Below are 17611 nucleotides of genomic sequence, written 5' to 3'. Positions count from 1 at the left end.
AGCGGTTTCAAGCGCTCCGGTAGCGCGTTGCAGCTGGAGACGTTAGAGCACGACGCTCGGCAGCCACAGTGAGATGGCGGGAATGTAGGTGACCAGCATCAGCACCAAAAACAGCGCGACGTAGAACGGCAGCAAGGCTTTCACGGTGGCTTCGATGGTGACTTTGCCCACCGCGGCACCGACGAACAGCACCGCACCCACCGGTGGTGTTATGAGCCCGATCCCCAGATTCACCAGCATGATCATGCCAAAGTGCACCGGGTCCACGCCGACACCGACGATGACCGGCAAAAGGATCGGGGTCAGGATCAGAATCAGCGGGGCCATGTCCATCACGGTGCCCAGCAGCAGCAACATGACGTTGATGCACATCAGGATCACGTAGCGGTTATCTGACAGGGTCAGGAATGCCGTGGTGATCTTCATCGGGATTTCCATCAGCGTCAGGATGTAACCGAAGCTGGCGGCAAAACCGATCAGAATCATCACGATGGAAATGGTCCGTGCAGCCCGGTGCATCAGTTTGGGCAGATCGCGCCATTTGTAGTCGCGGTAGATGAACATGGTGACGAAGAATGACCAGAGCACAGCAATGGCAGCCGACTCGGTGGCGGTGAAAATCCCCGACAGAATGCCGCCGAGAATGATGACCATGGCCATCATGCCCCAGAGCGCATCACCGGCAATTTTCAGCGCTTTACGCAGCGGAATCACTTCACCCTTGGGGTAGTTGCGTCTGCGCGCGAAGATCATGCACAGGCCCATCATCACTGCGCTGAGCAACAGCCCCGGCATGATCCCGGCCATGAACAGCGAAGCAATCGATACCGTGCCGCCTGCCGCCAGGGAATAGAGCACCGAATTATGGCTGGGTGGCGTCAGCAGGGCCTGAACCGAACCGCTGACGGTCACTGCCGTCGAGAAGTCCCGAGGATAGCCGTTGCGTTCCATTTCCGGGATCAGCACCGAGCCTACCGACGCGGTATCGGCCACCGAAGAGCCCGAAATCGCGCCGAAGAAGGTCGAGGCCACAATGTTGACCAGCGACAGCCCGCCGCGCACGAAACCCACCAGCACAGCGGCAAAGGCGACCAGCCGTCGGGACATGCCGCCTTCGGCCATGATTGCCCCGGCCAGCACGAAGAATGGAATTGCCAGCAGCGAAAACTTGTTCACGCCGCCCGCAATCTGAATCATCAGTGCATCGGCCGGAATATCGATCCACCAGGCGCCGATCAGGGCCGAAAGCCCCAGAGCATAGGCGACAGGCATGCCGATGAGGATCAATGCGATGAAGCTGCCCAGCAGTATAAAAGCGTCCATTTATGCGGCACCTTCGCTTTCTTCAATGGCATCGAAGCGCATCACCGCGCGATGACTCTGGTCGCCCAGAAACAGTCTTTCCAACACGAAAATCAGGGTCACGATGCCGCCAATGGGGATTGGCAGGTAAGTGATGCCGACCCTCAGAAACGGCAGTTCACCGACGAACTGATTCCACGTGGTGGCGCACAGCTTGAAGCCCTTGAAGATCATGAACAGGGCCACGATCGCCATCAGGATTTGCACCGCCAGGGCGACAAGGCGACGTACCTGCTGCGGCGTGCGGTCCACGGCCATCGAAACCGCCATATGCGCACCGGCGCGATAGCTGGCTGCTGCACCGAAGAAGGTAAATACCACCATCAGCAGAATGGCCGTGGGTTCCGGCCAACTGGAGCCGCTGCCGAGTATGTAACGGGCAAAGATGCCCCAGGGGATGATCAGGGTCATGATCAGCACCGACAGACCGGCAATGCCGATGCAGACCCGATAGATCGTGTCGTTGATGCGCAATAGGGTATTTTTCATAAGGCTCACCACTGCGGCGGCGAACGAGCTGGTGCTCGTTCCCGCTGCGTAATCGGACAGGCTTATTGGGCCGCTTGGGGGTTGCTCGCAGCCAGTGCCGGATTGGTCTGGACCGCTTCGATGCGGCTGATCAAATCCTTGTAGGGCGCACCGAATTTGTCACGCACCGGCTGGGTGGCGTCGTAGAAGGCTTTCTTCTGCTCGGGCGTCAGCGTGATGAACTCCACGCCTGCTGCCTTGAGTTTGGTTTCCGCGTCGGCCGAAGACTTGTCCCACAGCGCGCGCTCTTCCATCTGAGCTTCACGCGCGAGCTTTTTCACCAGCGCCTGTTGCTCCGGGTTGAGCTTCTCCCAGGTGGCTTTCGCCATCACGATGGGCTCGGGCAGAATCAAGTGCTCGGTAATCGTGAAGAACTTCGCGTTCTGGTAGTGGTTGTGCTGGAAATAGGTCGGCGGGTTGTTTTCCGCACCATCGATCACGCCGGTTTGCAGGGCGCTGAAGATTTCGCCGGTGGCCATGGCGATGCCGTTACCGCCCATGTCGTTGATGGTTTCGATGAATACCGGATTGCCCTGAACACGGATCTTCATGCTTTTAAGGTCGGAAATCTGGCGTACCGGTTTCTTCGTGTACAGGTTGCGTGTGCCGCCATCCATCCAGGCCAGTGCGACCATGTTGAATTGCGAGTTGGTGATCTTGTCGAGAATTTCCTGGCCGATCTCGCCGTCGATAATCGTGCGCATGTGCGCTTGATCACGGAACACAAACGGCAGGTTGAAGACGTTGACGTCCGGAACTACCGGGCCGACGATACCCAGGCTGACGCGAGTCATCTGCACGGCACCACTCTGGACCTGTTCAACGACTTCCTTCTCGGAACCGAGCACGCCACCCGCGTACATCTTGAAACTGATCTCGCCCTTGGACTGTTCTTCGAGTTTCTTGCCCATGTTCTGCTCCGCCACCACCGGCGCGTAGCCTGCGGGGTGAACCTCGGCGAACTTGATTTTGACTTCTGCCTGGGCCATGCCTGACACGCAGAAGGCCAACGGAAGTGCAGCGATGAGAAGCTTGCGTTTGAAATCCATGGATATCTCCGATGTTGTTATTTTTGGTCGAGCTATGGGATTTTCGGTGGGCACTGTCAGCCCTGAAACACGGGTTCCTCCAGGCCTTTGACGCCAGGCCGCAGGGCGAACACACCACCGGCCAGTGGCTGATCGCCAATATCGCCACCCGGACGAATCGACGTCACGAACAGGGTGTCCAGGTTGGGGCCGCCAAAGGCGCACATGGCCGGTTTTTTGACCGGCACGACCAGCGAGCGGTCGAGTTTGCCGTTGGGCGTAAAGCGGTGGATCAGGCCTGCGTCATTGCCACAGATCCAGTAGCAGCCGTCGGCGTCGATCGCCGCGCCGTCAGGGCGACCCAGGTGATGATTCATGTCGACGAACAGACGGCGATTGTGTGGCGTACCGCTATCTGTGTCGTAATCGAAAGCCCAGATCTTCTGCACGCTGGGATGCGAGTCGGACAGGTACATGGTCTTGCCGTCCGGGCTGAACGCCAGGCCGTTGGGGACGATGAAATCCTTGAGCTGTGCGTCCAGTGTCTTCTGGCCGGCACTGTAGCGATACAACGCACCCACCCTCGCACCGGCGGCCATGTCCATGAACATGGTGCCCGCCCAGAACCGACCCTGTCGGTCGCAGCGGCCGTCATTGAAGCGCATGCCTGTCTGCGCGTGTTCGACGCCGGCCAGAAGCGTGCTGATCAGGCTGCCGTCTTCGCAGGGCTGCAAATGAAAGATTCCGTTCTCCATCCCCGCCACCCAGCCACCCCGGCTGTCGGCGGCGATACAGGCCAGCATTTGCGGCGCTTTCCAGCTGCGCGTGCTGTCCTGATTGAAGTCCCAGCGATGCAGCTCGCCCTTGGGAATATCCACCCAGTACAGCGCTTGATCACGCACGCTCCAGACCGGGCTTTCGCCGGTGGCGTTCTGTGCATCGACAATCAGTTCGGCATCCATGACGGTTCGTGTCTCCAGAGTGCTGCGAGAGGAAAGCGCTGCTTATTGGTCGCCGAACGGTCCTGAAGCGACAAAGGCACCGCCCTGGTAGAGCATTGCCGGGTCATCGGCTGCCGGCAGCGGCTGGGCGTCGACCTTCTCGCGGAACACTTCCGAGCTGTCCTTCGGGGTGTAATCCAGTTTGCTGGCCATGCGGTTGTCCCACCACACGGTTTTGTTGTCCGAAACACCGTAGACCACGGTATGGCCAACGTCTGGCGTGTACAGGGAGCGCTCGATCAACTGGGTCAGGTCGCCAAAGCTCAGCCAGGTGCTCATCATTCGACGGTTTTGCGGTTCGGCAAACGACGAGCCAATGCGGATGCTGACGGTTTCGATGCCGTAGCGATCGAAGTAGAAGCTGGCCATGTCTTCGCCGTAGGACTTGGACAGACCGTAGTAGCTGTCTGGGCGGCGAGGGGAGTATGCGTCGATGGTCTCGGTCTGCTTGTAGAAACCGATCACGTGGTTGGAACTGGCGAAGATCACGCGTTTTACGCCATGACGGCGGGCCGCCTCGTAGATGTGAAACACGCCGCATATGTTGGCACCGAGGATCTCCTCGAACGGGCGTTCGACTGACACACCGCCGAAGTGCACGATCGCGTCGACGCCTTCGACCAGTTGGTGTACGGCGTTCTTGTCGGCCAGATCGCAGGCCTGAACCTCTTCACTGTCGTCGACTGCCGGTGCCATCTCGGCAATGTCGGACAGTCGCAGCACGTTTGTGTAGGGGCGCAGTGTTTCGCGCAAGACCTTGCCCAAGCCACCTGCCGCGCCGGTCAGCAGGAGGCGATTGAAGGGAGTTTGAGTGGTATGAGCCGATGCCATGAGAAAAGTCCCGATTGTTATTTTTGTCATCTGTTGTCGTATGACTTGCCGAATTATCTGCACCGCATACGCTGATTGTCAACGCGGCCAAAGTATAAAAACGACCTGTGTGCCCGCCTGCGCAAAAACATTTGTAACAAGGCAAAACCTGCCTCTGCAGACGAGCTTTCAGGCGGGCTTTGCCACAGATTTCAGAGCAGCGAAATAGGGTAGCTGACGAACACGCGATTCTCGTCGAATTCGTTGGTGCTGAAGTCGCGACGCAGGCTGGAGTTGCGCCATTTGACGTTCAGGTTCTTGAGTGCACCGCTTTGTACGGTATACGCCAGTTCAGACTCCCGTCCCCATTCCTTGCCGTCGGTGATGTTGCCGGTATGCACATTGTCGCCGCTGATATAGCGGTTCATCAGGGTCAGGCCGGGTACGCCGAGCACCGCGAAGTTATAGTCATGGCGCAACTGCCAGGACTTCTCCTTGGCGTTGTCGTAGCTGGAGTTATAACTGTCGTTGGCCAACGTGCCGCCGCTGGTGCCGTTGACGCGCATCCATGCGGTATCGCCGGTGAGCTTTTGCAGGCCGACATAGAACGTGCTGCCGCCATAGCGGGCCGAGAGCAATGCGTAGGCGGTCTTGTTGTCGAGGTCGCCGGCCAGTTTGTTTCCGTCTTCCTTGCCGATGAAGTAACCCAGGTTAGCCCCCAGGGTCCAGTCGCCGAGCGGTTGGCTATGCAGCAGGTTGAAAAACTGCTGCTGATAGATGTCCTGCAGCTCCGAGTACCAGACACCTACCTGGGTACGCTTGTCGTTGAAGACATACTCGCCACCGCCGAAGTTGAAGCGATCGGACGTGAACGCGCCTCGTCCGTTCATCGACATGTCTTCCATGCTGGCATCGTTGCGCGGGCTATTGCCACGGAATTGCCCGCCATACAGCGTCAGGCCGTCGATCTCCTTGGACGTCACCTGGCCACCGCGGAATGTCTGCGGCAACGAACGACCGTCATCGGAGCGCAGAATCGGCAGCACCGGCATCCATTCGCCGACTTTCAGTTCGGTTTTGGAAACCCGCGCCTTGCCTGCAACGCCCAGACGGCCGAAATCATCGGCCGGGCGACCGTCGCTGTGGATCGGCAGCAACTGAGTGCCCCCGGTGCCTTTGCCTCCATCGAGCTTGAGCGAATACAAGCCCAGCACGTCAACCCCGAAACCAACCACGCCCTGGGTGAAGCCCGACTTGGCGTCGAGAATGAAGCTTTGTGTCCATTCCTCGGCTTTGTTCTGCGGCGCTGCGCTGTTGGGAAAGGCCGGGTTGGTGAAATTGCGGTTGAAGTACGCATTACGCAGCGTAAGTGTGGCTTTGGTATCGTCGACGAACCCTTCTGCCATGCCGAGCATCGGGAAAATCAGTGTCATGCCGCCAACACCCAGCAGGATGCGTGGGCGGGAAGTGTGAGATGTCATTATTGTTTTGCTCCCTCATTTATCGAAACCGTCCTCTTTTCTGGCCGCGCGCAAGCAGCAGCCGACACCTTTGAGGATTACGTGATGCCTGTTGCCAGGCATGGCCTCGACCGACAGACGGCCGAGTACCGTTCGCGATGTATCAGCGAATGTTGTGAATCTGAAAGGATGTCGGGTGCTGCGAAACGGCCGGAATAGATGAGGCTTTGATAATCGGTGGCGCAGACGTACAGACGAGAGTTTTCATGGTTGGCCCAGTCTTGTTTTTATTTTTGGCGTTATAGGTTGTCGTACAACCGTAGTGATATTTGCAGCGCGGTCTCGATTTGTCAACGCGCTGTTAGTCGAGGTTTACCGATTCACCTGATTTTAACCCCTCGTAAAGCAGTGAATGATTTGGACTGAACGCTGCGTGCAACCGGACAGTCCACCTCATAACCCCATTATTTTTTTGGAGCTGCTGCATGAATCGTTTTACCCAGAAAGTTGTTGTCGTGACCGGGGCCGGTTCCGGGATAGGCGAAGCTACCGCCAAGCGTTTTGCCCAGGAAGGTGCAAGCGTCGTACTGGTAGGCCGTAATCGCGACAAGCTGGAAAAAGTGGCCGCGCAACTGTCGGGCGAAGGTCATTTGGTCCGTGCTACCGATGTGGCGGACCCAAGCGATGTGGAAGCGCTGTTCAAGGAAGTCGCTACGCACTTTGGGCGTCTGGATGTGCTGGTCAATAACGCCGGTATCGTCAAGTCCGGCAAAGTTACCGAGTTGGGCGTAGACGACTGGAAAGAACTGATGTCAGTGGACCTGGATGGCGTGTTCTATTGCACCCGTACCGCCATGCCGGCGCTGATCGCCAGCAAAGGCAACATCATCAACGTCTCGTCGGTTTCCGGCCTGGGCGGCGACTGGGGCATGAGCTTCTACAACGCGGCCAAAGGCGCAATCACCAATTTCACCCGCGCGCTGGCGATGGACCACGGTGCCGACGGTGTGCGCGTCAACGCCGTCTGCCCGTCACTGACTCGCAGCGAGCTGACGGAAGACATGCTTGGCGACAAGGCACTGATGGCCAAATTCATGGAGCGCATCCCGCTGGGGCGTCCAGGCGAAGCTGAAGATGTCGGCGATGTCATCGCCTTCCTGGCGAGTGAAGACGCACGCTTCGTGACTGGCGTGAATTTGCCGGTGGATGGCGGATTGTCAGCGTCCAACGGACAGCCGCCGCAGGCTTGATGCCGTCGACGAGGGTCATATGCTCGCAGCCCGGAAATGTTCCGGGTTGCGTCGCTACGTTGAATTCAAACCTGTGTTTACACCTGCCTGAAACAAACAAGCCCGGCAGACGCCGGGCTTGAAAGTTGTTGCGGGATATCAGATCCGGAAGTGGCTGACCATCGTCTGCAACTGCCCGCCAAGGCGTGCCAGTTCGACGCTGGAGGCAGCGGTTTCTTCGCTGGCCGAGGCCGTTTGCTCGGACACATCGCGGACGTTAACGATGCTGCGGCTGATTTCCTCTGCTACGGCACTCTGCTCCTCGGCTGCGGCAGCGATCTGCTGGTTCATTGCCTGAATGTTGGACACTGTCTGGGTAATACTGCCCAGCGATGTACCGGCCTGACGGCTGAGCTGTACGCTGCTGACAGTCAGTTCGCGGCTGCTCAGCATGATGCTGGAGACCTGGCGCGTACCGCTTTGCAGGGCTGCAACCAGCGTTTCAATCTCGACTGTGGACTGCTGCGTGCGTTGTGCCAGGCCGCGGACTTCGTCGGCAACTACGGCAAAACCACGTCCGGCTTCCCCGGCGCGGGCCGCTTCGATGGCCGCGTTGAGGGCCAGCAGGTTGGTTTGTTCGGCCACAGCCTTGATGACGTCCATGACCTTGCCGATCTTGTCGCTTTCCTGCTCCAGCTGGTTCATGGCATCGGCCGAGCGACCCACTTCGTTGGCCAGACGCTCGATCTGCACAATCGCTTCGCCCACGACCTTGTCACCGTCGCGCGCTTCGCGGTCGGCGTTGGACGCTGCCTGCGAAGCCTGTTCGGCGTTTCGGGCCACTTCCGCAACTGTTGCCGACATCTCATGCATGGCGGTCGCCACCTGGTCGGTTTCGACTTTCTGGCTGTTTACGCCGGCGCTGGTCTGTTCGGTGACCGCCGACAGCTCTTCGGCGGCGCTGGCGATCTGCACAACGCTGTCGCGAATGCCCCCTATCAGCTCGCGCAAGGTGGTGCCCATACGCTGGATGCCTTGTTGAAGAACACCCAGTTCGTCGCGGCGGGTGACTGTCAGGGTCTGGGTCAGGTCGCCGGACGCAATGCGGTCGACCACTGCCAGGGTTTCCTGCAAGGGACGAGTAATCTGCCGGGTGATGACGACGGCGGCAATGATGCCCAGGATGATCGCCAACAGGGTGCAGGTGATTTGCGTGGTGCGAGCCTGTGCGCTTTCCTGATCGCGGCGATCCAGTTGCAACTGATACATGGCTTCGCTGATCTTGACGATGTCCTGCCCTTGGGTGGTCATCTCCTTGCGTGCCTGGACAATGTTGCCCGTGGCAACCTTGAAGTTTTGCAGAGTCGTTCGGTAGGCCGTCAGCGAGCTTTCCAACTGCCTGAGCTGATCGGCCTGGGTACCGCTGAAGCTCGCTTTCAGCGCATCGAGATCCTTGATGGCCGCATCCAGTTTCGAGACGGCTGCCTGTTCTGTTTCGGGGGTGGCATTGGTGGTGTAACCGCGCACCTCATAGCGTGCGAGTCTCAAGTCATCCTTTGCATCGGTGACGATCCGGTATTGCTCGAATCGGTTGGCGTCAGCCGGGTCCATGTCTTTGACTTCAGCCTGAAGCTGCTCGAACACCTCAAGGCTTTTGACGGCATGCGTGGTCAGTTCATCACGCGCTGTCGTGCTGGCCTTGTAGCCACTGCGCATGTTGTTCAGGGATTTCTGGTAGTCAGCGATCACCCCTGCCAGCTGCTCGAGCATTTTCACGTTTTCGGGGCTTTTGAACGAGGTCAGCAGTTTCTCCTGGTACGCCTTGAAGCTGTCCAGTGAGGACTGGACGGTTTCGGCGACCTTCTCGTCGCCGTCGGCCACCATGTACTGCAGGCGTGTTACCCGAAGTTTGGTCAATTGTGCATTGAGTGAAGTAATGTCACTCATCCAGTTGCTGCGATTGATCAGCCCGCTCATGCTGGTCCAGCCAGTCAGTGCAAGAATTGCAGTAAAAACAAGTACAAGACCGAACCCGAGGGCCAGTTTCATATTGACGCTGATATTTGCAAACCAGCTACTCATTGAATTCTCCAACAACAGCCATTTAAAGCAGTAGGGCCCCTGAGAGGCATGGCGTACAGGTCAGGGGCAGGGCAAGGTATACAGACACTATCGGCAGGGGGTGGCCAAGCTGAAATAAAAAAAAGAGAAAGTTTCACGTCGCTTGAAAGACGTGTTCAGGGCCTATCAATTGTTGTCGCGCGCCGTTATAAGGAACCGTTGAAATCATTGAAATAGAGCGCCGCTTTCCAGAGCAACGACAATATATTGTCTATGCTCGCGACTGTAGAAACCTTATCCGTTGTGGGTTCATTGCGTGTGCAGGGCATGACATTTCCATGCCACAAGTTGCGCGGGCATCCGAGCCTTCTTTCCGTCCCATTGAGATGCCTTTTTATGAACTTGAAGTTTCGTCATAAAATTCTGCTGGCTGCGGCCGGGGTTGTGGTATTGGCCTTTGCCTTGTTCACCCTGTACAACGACTACCTGCAACGTACCAGCATCAATCAGAACCTCGAATCCTCAGTGGGCCAGGCGGGTCAACTGACGGCCAGCAGTGTGCAGAACTGGCTGAGCGGACGCATTCTGGTGCTGGAAAATCTCACCCAGAACGTGGCCTTCCAAGGGATCAATTCCGATCTGAGCGGGCTGGTGTCGCAGTCCTCACTGGTGTCGACCTTTCAATTCACCTACGTCGGTGACAGCAAGGGCGCGTTCACCCAGCGGCCCAATGTCGATATGCCGGCGGGTTACGATCCGCGGCAGCGGCCCTGGTACAAATCCACAGTCGACGCCGGCAAAACCATTCTCAGCGCGCCTTACCTGGCTTCCGTGGGCGGCCTGGTGGTGACTATCGCCAGCCCGGTCAAGAGCGCAGGCCAGATAACCGGCGTGGTCGGTGGTGATCTGAGCCTGGACACGCTGGTCAAAATCATCAACTCGGTCGAGTTCGGCGGGCTCGGTTATGCCTTCCTGGTCAGCGGGGACGGGCAGGTCATCGTCAGCCCCGACAAGGACCAGGTGATGAAAAACCTCAAGGACATTTACCCTGGGCAGACTATCAGCCTGGATGCACGCTTGCGTGAGGTCACGCTCAACGGCCAGCACAGGCTGCTGTCGTTTACCCCGATCACCGGGCTGCCTTCGGCCGACTGGTACATCGGTCTGTCGATCGACAAAGACAAGGCCTATGCACCGTTGAGCCAGTTCCGCAGCTCGGCGATGGTCGCCGTACTGATTGCGGTGGCCGTAATTGCCTTGCTGTTGAGCCTGCTGATCCGTGCGCTGATGCGGCCGCTGACCGACATGGGTCGTGCGATGCAGGACATCGCCCAGGGCGAGGGTGATCTGACCCGTCGTCTAAGCATTCAGGGCAAGGACGAGTTCGCCGAGCTGGGTGGCTCGTTCAATCAGTTCGTGGAGCGCGTGCATGCGTCCATCGCGGAAGTCTCTTCCGCAACGCTGCAGGTGCATGACCTGTCGCGGCGGGTGGTCAATTCCTCCAACTCTTCAATCGTCGGCTTCGACGAACAGAGTGCCCGAACCAACAGCGTGGCTGCCGCGATCAACGAGCTGGGTGCCGCCACCCAGGAGATAGCCCGCAATGCATCGGACGCTTCGATTCAGGCCAGTGAGGCCCGAACCCAGGCTGAAGACGGTCAGGTGGTGGTTGAAAAAACGATCAACGCCATGAGCACGCTGTCGGCCAAGATCAGTGATTCGTGCACGCAGATCGAGCAACTCAATGCCAGTACCGACAATATCGGCCACATTCTGGATGTGATTAAAGGCATCTCACAGCAAACCAACCTGCTGGCGCTCAACGCTGCCATCGAAGCGGCCCGCGCGGGTGAAGCCGGACGTGGTTTTGCCGTGGTGGCCGACGAAGTGCGCAACCTTGCGCATCGCACGCAGACATCGGCCGATGAAATTCACAAGATGATCGGCGGCCTGCAGACAGGGTCTCAGCATGCCGTGCTCAACATGAACGAAAGCCAGGTGTCGAGTCAGGAAAGTGTTGAAGTTGCCAATCAGGCGGGCAGTCGTCTGCGCGATGTAACGCGTCGAATCGGCGATATCGATGGCATGAACCAGTCGGTTGCCGCGGCCACGGAAGAGCAGACCGCGGTTGTGGAAACACTCAACATCGATATCAATCAGATCAATACGCTTAACCAGCAAGGTGTGGCCAATCTTAATGAAACCCTCAAGGATTGTGCTGCGCTTTCGCAACAAGCAGGTCGTTTGAAACAACTGGTCGACAGCTTCAAGATCTGACCGTACATCCAGTGACAGAGGCCGGACCCTTTATGTGGGGTCCGGCTTTTGCGGCAGGTAATCTGCAAGCGATAGTGTGAGTTTTTAGCGGGTTCGCTGAACCGTCCCACATCGTCCGACTCTAAAAGCCTGCTCAGTGGCAGGCTTTTTTTCACAGATCTTTTTTAACCTCTTTATCGACGTGCTTGTCAGCCTTGTGACGTTCCTTGTCATCATGCTTTGCACCTTTGTCGACCTCGTCAGCATCGTGCTTTACGCCCTTGTCCACTTCTTTGGCGTCATGATCAACACCCTTGTCCAGCTCACGGTTATCGTGTCGGACGCCCTTTTCCAGCTCACTCTCCGCAAAGGCCGCGGGCGCCACAGCGCCAGCGAGGAAGAGAGCGGCAGTCATTGAGAGTACGAGTTTGCGCATGCTTTGCTCCTTGTAAAAAGGCTGGCCCTTCATGAGCCATCATTTTCTAGTATAGACCAGGCAGACGACGTTGAAGGCGCTGATTCAGCCTCCCAGCTTAAGCACCGACAGTGCGAATAAACTGCGGAATATAGCGTCATTGCATCTTCACGAAATGCTAGCGATTTTAATTGACGTAATCTTTTTTCACTTAAAGTTCAATTTATTTTGAAAAAGGCTCATCTGCCAATGGCGCAGCTTTGAGGGGAGCCCCATACTGCAGAGCCTGCACGTGCTCTCACATTATTCCTTGAGGCTAAAATGACCCTACCTCGCCCGATTGTCTCAACTGGCAATGCCGGATTTGACTCGATCCTTAAAGGTGGTCTGCCGAACAACAGGCTTTATTTACTTGAGGGCACACCTGGAGCAGGCAAGACGACGCTGGGTCTCCAGTTCTTGCTCGATGGGGTCAAGGCCGGCGAGTCTGTCTTGTACATCACGCTTTCAGAAACCAGCGAAGAGCTTGAAAGCGTCGCTCACTCACATGGCTGGTCATTAGACGGCATTGATTTGTTCGAGTTTTCCTCAACGGAGGAAGTGCTGGGCGATGAGTACGAGCAGTCTATCCTGCATCCGTGGGAGGCGGAGCTGGGCGATACCATCAAGCTTATTCAGCAGCGAGTCGATAAGCTTCAGCCCAGGCGGCTAGTCTTCGACAGCCTTTCCGAGATGCGGCTTCTGGCTCAGGATCCTCTGCGCTATCGTCGCCAGGTGTTGGCGCTCAAGCAATATTTTGCAGGTCGGGATATCACGGTCTTGCTTGTGGACGATCTCACGAGTTCTACAGGTGAACGAGATAACCATCTTCACAGCTTATGCCACGGTGTGATCACGCTTGAGAGGCTGACGCTGGATTTCGGTGCTGCCCGCAGACGACTTCAGGTGCAAAAACTACGAGGCGTTGATTTCGTCGCAGGCTTTCACGACTTCACTATTCGCAGAGGCGGGTTGGAGGTGTATCCGAGGTTGATTGCGGCCACTCACCATGTCCCATTCAAAGCGGAGCCTGTGCCTAGCGGTGTGAAGGAACTGGATGACTTGTTGGTCGGTGGCCCGCTCAGGGGAACAAGTACCTTGGTCACAGGGCCTGCTGGCTCTGGAAAGACCACCGTAACCCTTGCCTATCTGGCGGCAGCCTGCGCACGAGGTGAAAAATGCACCATCTACGAATTCGATGAGCGCATCGCTACTTTGATCTCCCGGGCGGACAGCATGGGCATGGAGTTAAGTCGCCACGTATCGAGCGGTCAGTTGATCATTCAACAAATCGATCCTGCCGAGATTTCTCCTGGGGAATTTGCGTGGCGGGTTCGCACAGAGGTCGAAGAGCGCGGCAGTACCATGATCGTTGTTGATAGCCTTAACGGCTACATGGCGGCGATGCCGCAGGAACAGCAACTGATCTTGCAGATGCACGAGTTGCTTTCATACCTGAGCCAACTGGGTGTCGTTACTTTCTTGATCAACCCTCAGCATGGTCTGGTAGGGTCGATGTCAACCAACCTGAATATTTCCTATGTCGCGGACTCTGTCATCCTCATTCGCTTCTTCGAGGCGCAAGGGCGTCTGCGCAAAGCCATCTCTGTTCTGAAACACCGCACCGGAGCCCATGAGGACGCGATTCGCGAACTCCGGATTGACTCCAAGGGTATTCGTGTCGGTGCACCATTAGTCGATTTTCGCGGCGTCTTGACGGGTACTCCAGAGTATTTCGGTGCCAACCTTCCGCTGATGGAAGAGCGAAAGCGTGGCGACTGAACAATTATCTGAACGCAAGACCCTGATGGTTGTGGCGCCGTTCAAGGGCGATGCAATCAGCCTCGGTAAACTGCTTGGCGATATTTACCCCGTTCAAGCTCACCACGACCTGACCTCGCTTTCAATTGCCCTGGGTGAAAGCACCGGCCTGGTGATACTCACGGAAGAAAGCCTTTCCGGGGATGTGCTGAGTTTCGGAAACGCTTTGGACCTGCAACCGGGATGGTCGGAGATTCCTGTCATCTTGCTCGCGTCGAATAAAGGGCTTTCTGGGCGAGACACCGAGATGGCCAGGCGCAGGCTGCCAAAATCGGCAGGACATGTAATCGTTCTGGAGCGGCCTCTCAGCTCGGCCTCGTTATTGAGCGCGATCGCCGCAGCCTGGCGAGCACGTGAGCGTCAGTTCGAGATGCGCCAAAGTCTCATTCAATTGGCTGAAGAACGAACCCGGTTGCAGATCCTGCTCGAAAATATCCCGGTTGGAGTGTGCTTCATGGACACTCAAGGGACCTCCCTGGTAAGCAATCCTTTGTATCGCCAATATGTGCCGGAGAATGTGATCCCTTCCAGGCAGCCAGATGGTGCTGCACGGTGGGTAGGGCTCGATGCGCAAGGTCAGCGCCTGGAGCCCGTCATGTTCCCTGGCGCCAGAGCACTGAGAGGGGATGCGGCAACCGGCGTGGACTTTTATCATCGCCAGGATGGTGGTGGGGAGTCATGGATGCGTGTCAGTGCTGTGCCTCTGTATGACGAAAAGCACCACATAATTGGTGCGGCCTCCGTCATCGTCGATATCAACGACGAAAAACAGGCTGAGCTGAATTTACGCAGGTTCAATGAAGAGCTAGAGGTTCAAGTCAAAGCCAGAACGCAAGAGCTGAACGCTGCGGTTGAGCAGCTCAAGGCCGAGAGTGAAGAGCGAGCCCGCGCAGAAGAGCAGTTACGACAGTCCTTGAAGATGGAAGCCGTAGGTCAATTGACCGGCGGAATCGCTCACGACTTCAATAATATGCTGACCGGGGTGATCGGCTCGCTCGATCTGATCAAGCTCCGAATGGCCAGGGGGCGATTTGAGGGCGTAGAGCGGTTCATGGACGCCGCACTCGTTTCAGCCCAAAGGGCCGCGTCACTCACTCATAGATTGCTGGCGTTCTCCCGACGCCAGTCCCTCGATGAAAGAGCGGTGTCGGTCAATAAACTCATCAACGCTCTTGCCGACCTGCTGCAGAAAACAGTCAACGAAAAAATCATTATCAAGTTCGATTTGAGTCGCGAAGATCCCTGGATTTTTGCAGACGCCAACCAATTGGAGAACGCCGTACTCAATTTGGTGATCAACGCGCGAGACGCCATGCCGCATGGCGGTGAGTTAACCATTGCTACGTGCGTGGAGCAGGACGATCAGGACGACCCTTTACGGCATGTGTGCGTGCAGGTGCGCGATACAGGGCATGGCATTCCCAAGGATATGCTGGATAAGGTAACCGAGCCTTTCTTCACAACCAAGCCTATTGGTCAAGGCACAGGCTTGGGACTATCGATGGTTTATGGGTTTGCCAATCAAAGTAATGGACGTCTTTCAATCGAAAGCACAGTCGGAATAGGAACGACCGTTTCAATCTGTTTGCCCAGACATAAGCAAGTTGAATCGGACCCACCGGTTACTTCCCCGGAATTCAGCACGGGTCAGGGCCAGATTATTCTTCTGGTCGAAGATGACGAGTCTGTGCGCTTGATCAACCAGGAGGTTCTGGAGGAGCTTGGATACCGGGTTCACGTCGCACGTGACGGCGAAGAGGCCTTGAGGGTTTTCAACGACCTGGAAAAGGTCGACTTTCTGCTCACGGATGTCGGACTGCCAGGAATGAACGGTCGTCAACTGGCCGAAATTCTTCAACAACTCAGGCCGCGCCTGCCCGTTTTATTTCTGACAGGGTATGCGGAGGGCGCGTTGACCAGGGCTGACTTTCTCGGCCCCTATATGCAGCTTCTGACGAAGCCCTTCACGCTGGAGTCGCTTGCTGTCAGGGTGGCGAGCATGCTGGAAGGCGATGTGAGTGTGGTTCTGGAGTAGGCGTCCCGGCGTACGTCTGTAGCCAGTCGATGAACAAGCCTCGTGTCGTTAGCCTGTTACCCACTTCCCGGTTCAATTTTTATTGAGGCGTTGAAGAGGGCGTACACGGTAGCGATGGTCGGGGTAGATCCGGATGGAAGCCAGAAACAAGAAAGCCCGCACGAGGCGGGCTTCTTGTTGAATGACAGATTTCAGTTGAAATCTGTCATTCGGTACTTGGTGGCTACACAGGGACTTGAACCCCGGACCCCAGCATTATGAATGCTATGCTCTAACCAACTGAGCTATGTAGCCAAGTGGCGCGCATTATTCTCGGAGAACGCATATGTGTCAAGCGTTGTTGTGAAAAATAATTGCGTGCGATCAACCGGTTAGCTGGCTGCCCTCGCGCAAGGCACGTTTTTCGGGCTTTTACCGGAGCAGGGTGTCCATCAGCTCCAGATCATCGAATTCTTCTACCCGCTCCAGCATCTCTGCCATGTCGCGCTGATCCCTGAGCCAGGCTTTAAGGCTTTTCGGGTCAGTCAGTGCGTCCAGTTCATCTTGCGCGTCGTCGAGGTGTTCGCGTATGGCCTTGAGCTGCTTCGCACATTTTGCATTGACCGTCTTGGGTCTGATGTCCTCATAGGGGTCCATCAGGAATTGTTCCCGGATCAGCATTTTGCGGTCGTGGATCTCGTCTTCCAGCTCTCTGAGTTGTTCGCTCAGGATACGGTTGAAGTGCTTCAGGCGTTTGTCGGTGATGTTATCGATATGCGTCTGGTCGATCTGCTCGATCTCCATTTGCATTTGCAGCAGCGCCAGCAGGTTGTCATTTTCGTACGCTTCGTTGACCCGCTGCATGAGCGCCGTTTTCCGCTCGCGCTCATCGGCATCCTGCTCGCGGTCCGGGTGCAAGGCGCTGGCCAGTTTGCGGTAGATTTCGCGCAATGACTGACTGCCTTCTGCCTCTTCCTGTTCACGACGTATTTCGCTGGCAGTGGGCTTCTTCGGCTTTTGGGTGCTTTGCGCCTGTTCGGCCTGCTCGCGCAGTTTCTCTTCAATGTGCTGGGTCACATCATCTATGGAGTTCAGGTCGACATCGTCTCCCAGCTCCACGCCCAGCTCTTCCTCCAGTGAGGATTTGAACAACTGGTTTTGCAGGCGCTCATCCTCGTCGTAATCGTTACCGGTGTATTTGAGGTAGAGCTGCTTCAGTTCTTCATCGTGTTCGCCGCCCATGAGCGACATCGTCATGACACAGATGATCTCCAGTAACGTGGCTCTGTCTTTCTTGCTCAGGCGGAACTGATCGAAGGCCACGTCGAGTAGGCGCAGTTTGTTAATCTCGTTCTCGGCCTGCTCGCTGATCATCGGGACCAGCTCTTCGATCCACAGCTTTTCGCAGGTTGTTGAAATAACGAGCCATTGCTGCAAAAGTTTTCGCCTGGCTTCGAGCTTTTCCATCAACGTGTTGAATTTCTTCTGACCGGCGCTCAGTTGAGGCCTGGACGGTTGCGCGACGATACGCGGTGAGGCGGGCGGTGTGGTCATGGCAAGACCTCCTTGACGAGGGGACCGCTAGGA

The 17611-nt window shown here is 56.8% G+C and carries 13 protein-coding genes and 1 tRNA gene; 4 read left to right on the top strand and 10 right to left on the bottom strand.

Annotation, left to right across the window (positions count from 1 at the left end; genetic code table 11):
- Positions 1–42 precede the first annotated feature (42 nt).
- From RGM3321_RS16275 to RGM3321_RS16250, 6 genes are all read right to left on the bottom strand, one after another.
- Positions 43–1323, bottom strand: coding sequence for a TRAP transporter large permease (locus RGM3321_RS16275; RefSeq protein ID WP_244393906.1), 1281 nt, complete (start codon positions 1321–1323; stop codon positions 43–45).
- Positions 1324–1851 carry a TRAP transporter small permease gene (locus RGM3321_RS16270; RefSeq protein WP_244393904.1) on the bottom strand — a complete coding sequence of 176 codons (528 nt, stop codon included), beginning with the start codon at positions 1849–1851 and terminating at the stop codon, positions 1324–1326.
- Between the two features lie 62 nt (positions 1852–1913).
- Positions 1914–2939, bottom strand: a complete 1026-nt coding sequence (locus RGM3321_RS16265) for a TRAP transporter substrate-binding protein (protein ID WP_244393902.1) — start codon at positions 2937–2939, stop codon at positions 1914–1916.
- A gap of 56 nt (positions 2940–2995) precedes the next feature.
- Positions 2996–3880, bottom strand: coding sequence for an SMP-30/gluconolactonase/LRE family protein (locus RGM3321_RS16260; protein ID WP_244393900.1), 885 nt, complete (start codon positions 3878–3880; stop codon positions 2996–2998).
- Positions 3881–3922: 42 nt separating this feature from the next.
- The gene (locus RGM3321_RS16255) at positions 3923–4750 is read right to left on the bottom strand and encodes an NAD(P)-dependent oxidoreductase (RefSeq protein WP_244393898.1); all 828 of its coding nucleotides are present in this window, start codon (positions 4748–4750) and stop codon (positions 3923–3925) included.
- Positions 4751–4941: 191 nt separating this feature from the next.
- The gene (locus RGM3321_RS16250; protein ID WP_244393895.1) at positions 4942–6210 is read right to left on the bottom strand and encodes an OprD family porin; all 1269 of its coding nucleotides are present in this window, start codon (positions 6208–6210) and stop codon (positions 4942–4944) included.
- Positions 6211–6674: 464 nt separating this feature from the next.
- Between RGM3321_RS16250 and RGM3321_RS16245 the strand changes: the two genes are divergently transcribed.
- Positions 6675–7439 (top strand): SDR family oxidoreductase, encoded by a 765-nt coding sequence (locus RGM3321_RS16245; RefSeq protein WP_058408019.1) that lies wholly within the window; start codon positions 6675–6677, stop codon positions 7437–7439.
- 138 nt (positions 7440–7577) lie between these two features.
- Here RGM3321_RS16245 and RGM3321_RS16240 read toward each other — a convergent pair whose 3' ends face one another.
- The gene (locus RGM3321_RS16240) at positions 7578–9500 is read right to left on the bottom strand and encodes a methyl-accepting chemotaxis protein (protein ID WP_244393894.1); all 1923 of its coding nucleotides are present in this window, start codon (positions 9498–9500) and stop codon (positions 7578–7580) included.
- 375 nt (positions 9501–9875) lie between these two features.
- Here RGM3321_RS16240 and RGM3321_RS16235 point away from each other — a divergent pair, with 375 nt between their 5' ends.
- Positions 9876–11756 (top strand): methyl-accepting chemotaxis protein, encoded by a 1881-nt coding sequence (locus tag RGM3321_RS16235; RefSeq protein WP_244393893.1) that lies wholly within the window; start codon positions 9876–9878, stop codon positions 11754–11756.
- A 151-nt stretch (positions 11757–11907) separates the two neighbouring features.
- Here the strand turns inward: RGM3321_RS16235 and RGM3321_RS16230 are convergent, their stop codons facing one another.
- Complete coding sequence (locus RGM3321_RS16230) at positions 11908–12171, bottom strand: hypothetical protein (RefSeq protein ID WP_005747060.1); 264 nt, start codon at positions 12169–12171, stop codon at positions 11908–11910.
- 300 nt (positions 12172–12471) lie between these two features.
- On the opposite strand from RGM3321_RS16230, the gene RGM3321_RS16225 reads away from it, so the two are divergent.
- A complete protein-coding gene (locus RGM3321_RS16225) occupies positions 12472–13971 on the top strand; it encodes an ATPase domain-containing protein (protein ID WP_244393891.1) in 1500 nt (499 codons plus the stop codon).
- Complete coding sequence (locus RGM3321_RS16220; RefSeq protein ID WP_244393890.1) at positions 13961–16045, top strand: ATP-binding protein; 2085 nt, start codon at positions 13961–13963, stop codon at positions 16043–16045. Before RGM3321_RS16225 ends, RGM3321_RS16220 begins: the two co-directional genes overlap by 11 nt.
- Before the next feature lie 217 nt (positions 16046–16262).
- Here the strand turns inward: RGM3321_RS16220 and RGM3321_RS16215 are convergent.
- Positions 16263–16339: transfer RNA gene (locus tag RGM3321_RS16215), tRNA-Met, on the bottom strand.
- A 117-nt stretch (positions 16340–16456) separates the two neighbouring features.
- A complete protein-coding gene (locus RGM3321_RS16210; protein ID WP_244393888.1) occupies positions 16457–17578 on the bottom strand; it encodes a J domain-containing protein in 1122 nt (373 codons plus the stop codon).
- Positions 17579–17611: the final 33 nt, after the last annotated feature.

This window comes from Pseudomonas sp. RGM 3321 (genome assembly GCF_022836805.1).
In the GTDB taxonomy this organism is placed as follows: domain Bacteria; phylum Pseudomonadota; class Gammaproteobacteria; order Pseudomonadales; family Pseudomonadaceae; genus Aquipseudomonas.
This window is presented reverse-complemented; position numbering and strand designations above follow the sequence as displayed.

Excerpts from the sequence above, each read along its gene's own strand:
- RGM3321_RS16275 (WP_244393906.1), bottom strand. The coding sequence starts at position 1,323 with ATGGACGCTTTTATACTGCTGGGCAGCTTCATCGCATTGATCCTCATC.
- RGM3321_RS16270 (WP_244393904.1), bottom strand. The coding sequence starts at position 1,851 with ATGAAAAATACCCTATTGCGCATCAACGACACGATCTATCGGGTCTGC.
- RGM3321_RS16265 (WP_244393902.1), bottom strand. The coding sequence starts at position 2,939 with ATGGATTTCAAACGCAAGCTTCTCATCGCTGCACTTCCGTTGGCCTTC.
- RGM3321_RS16260 (WP_244393900.1), bottom strand. The coding sequence starts at position 3,880 with ATGGATGCCGAACTGATTGTCGATGCACAGAACGCCACCGGCGAAAGC.
- RGM3321_RS16255 (WP_244393898.1), bottom strand. The coding sequence starts at position 4,750 with ATGGCATCGGCTCATACCACTCAAACTCCCTTCAATCGCCTCCTGCTG.
- RGM3321_RS16250 (WP_244393895.1), bottom strand. The coding sequence starts at position 6,210 with ATGACATCTCACACTTCCCGCCCACGCATCCTGCTGGGTGTTGGCGGC.
- RGM3321_RS16245 (WP_058408019.1), top strand. The coding sequence starts at position 6,675 with ATGAATCGTTTTACCCAGAAAGTTGTTGTCGTGACCGGGGCCGGTTCC.
- RGM3321_RS16240 (WP_244393894.1), bottom strand. The coding sequence starts at position 9,500 with ATGAGTAGCTGGTTTGCAAATATCAGCGTCAATATGAAACTGGCCCTC.
- RGM3321_RS16235 (WP_244393893.1), top strand. The coding sequence starts at position 9,876 with ATGAACTTGAAGTTTCGTCATAAAATTCTGCTGGCTGCGGCCGGGGTT.
- RGM3321_RS16230 (WP_005747060.1), bottom strand. The coding sequence starts at position 12,171 with ATGCGCAAACTCGTACTCTCAATGACTGCCGCTCTCTTCCTCGCTGGC.
- RGM3321_RS16225 (WP_244393891.1), top strand. The coding sequence starts at position 12,472 with ATGACCCTACCTCGCCCGATTGTCTCAACTGGCAATGCCGGATTTGAC.
- RGM3321_RS16210 (WP_244393888.1), bottom strand. The coding sequence starts at position 17,578 with ATGACCACACCGCCCGCCTCACCGCGTATCGTCGCGCAACCGTCCAGG.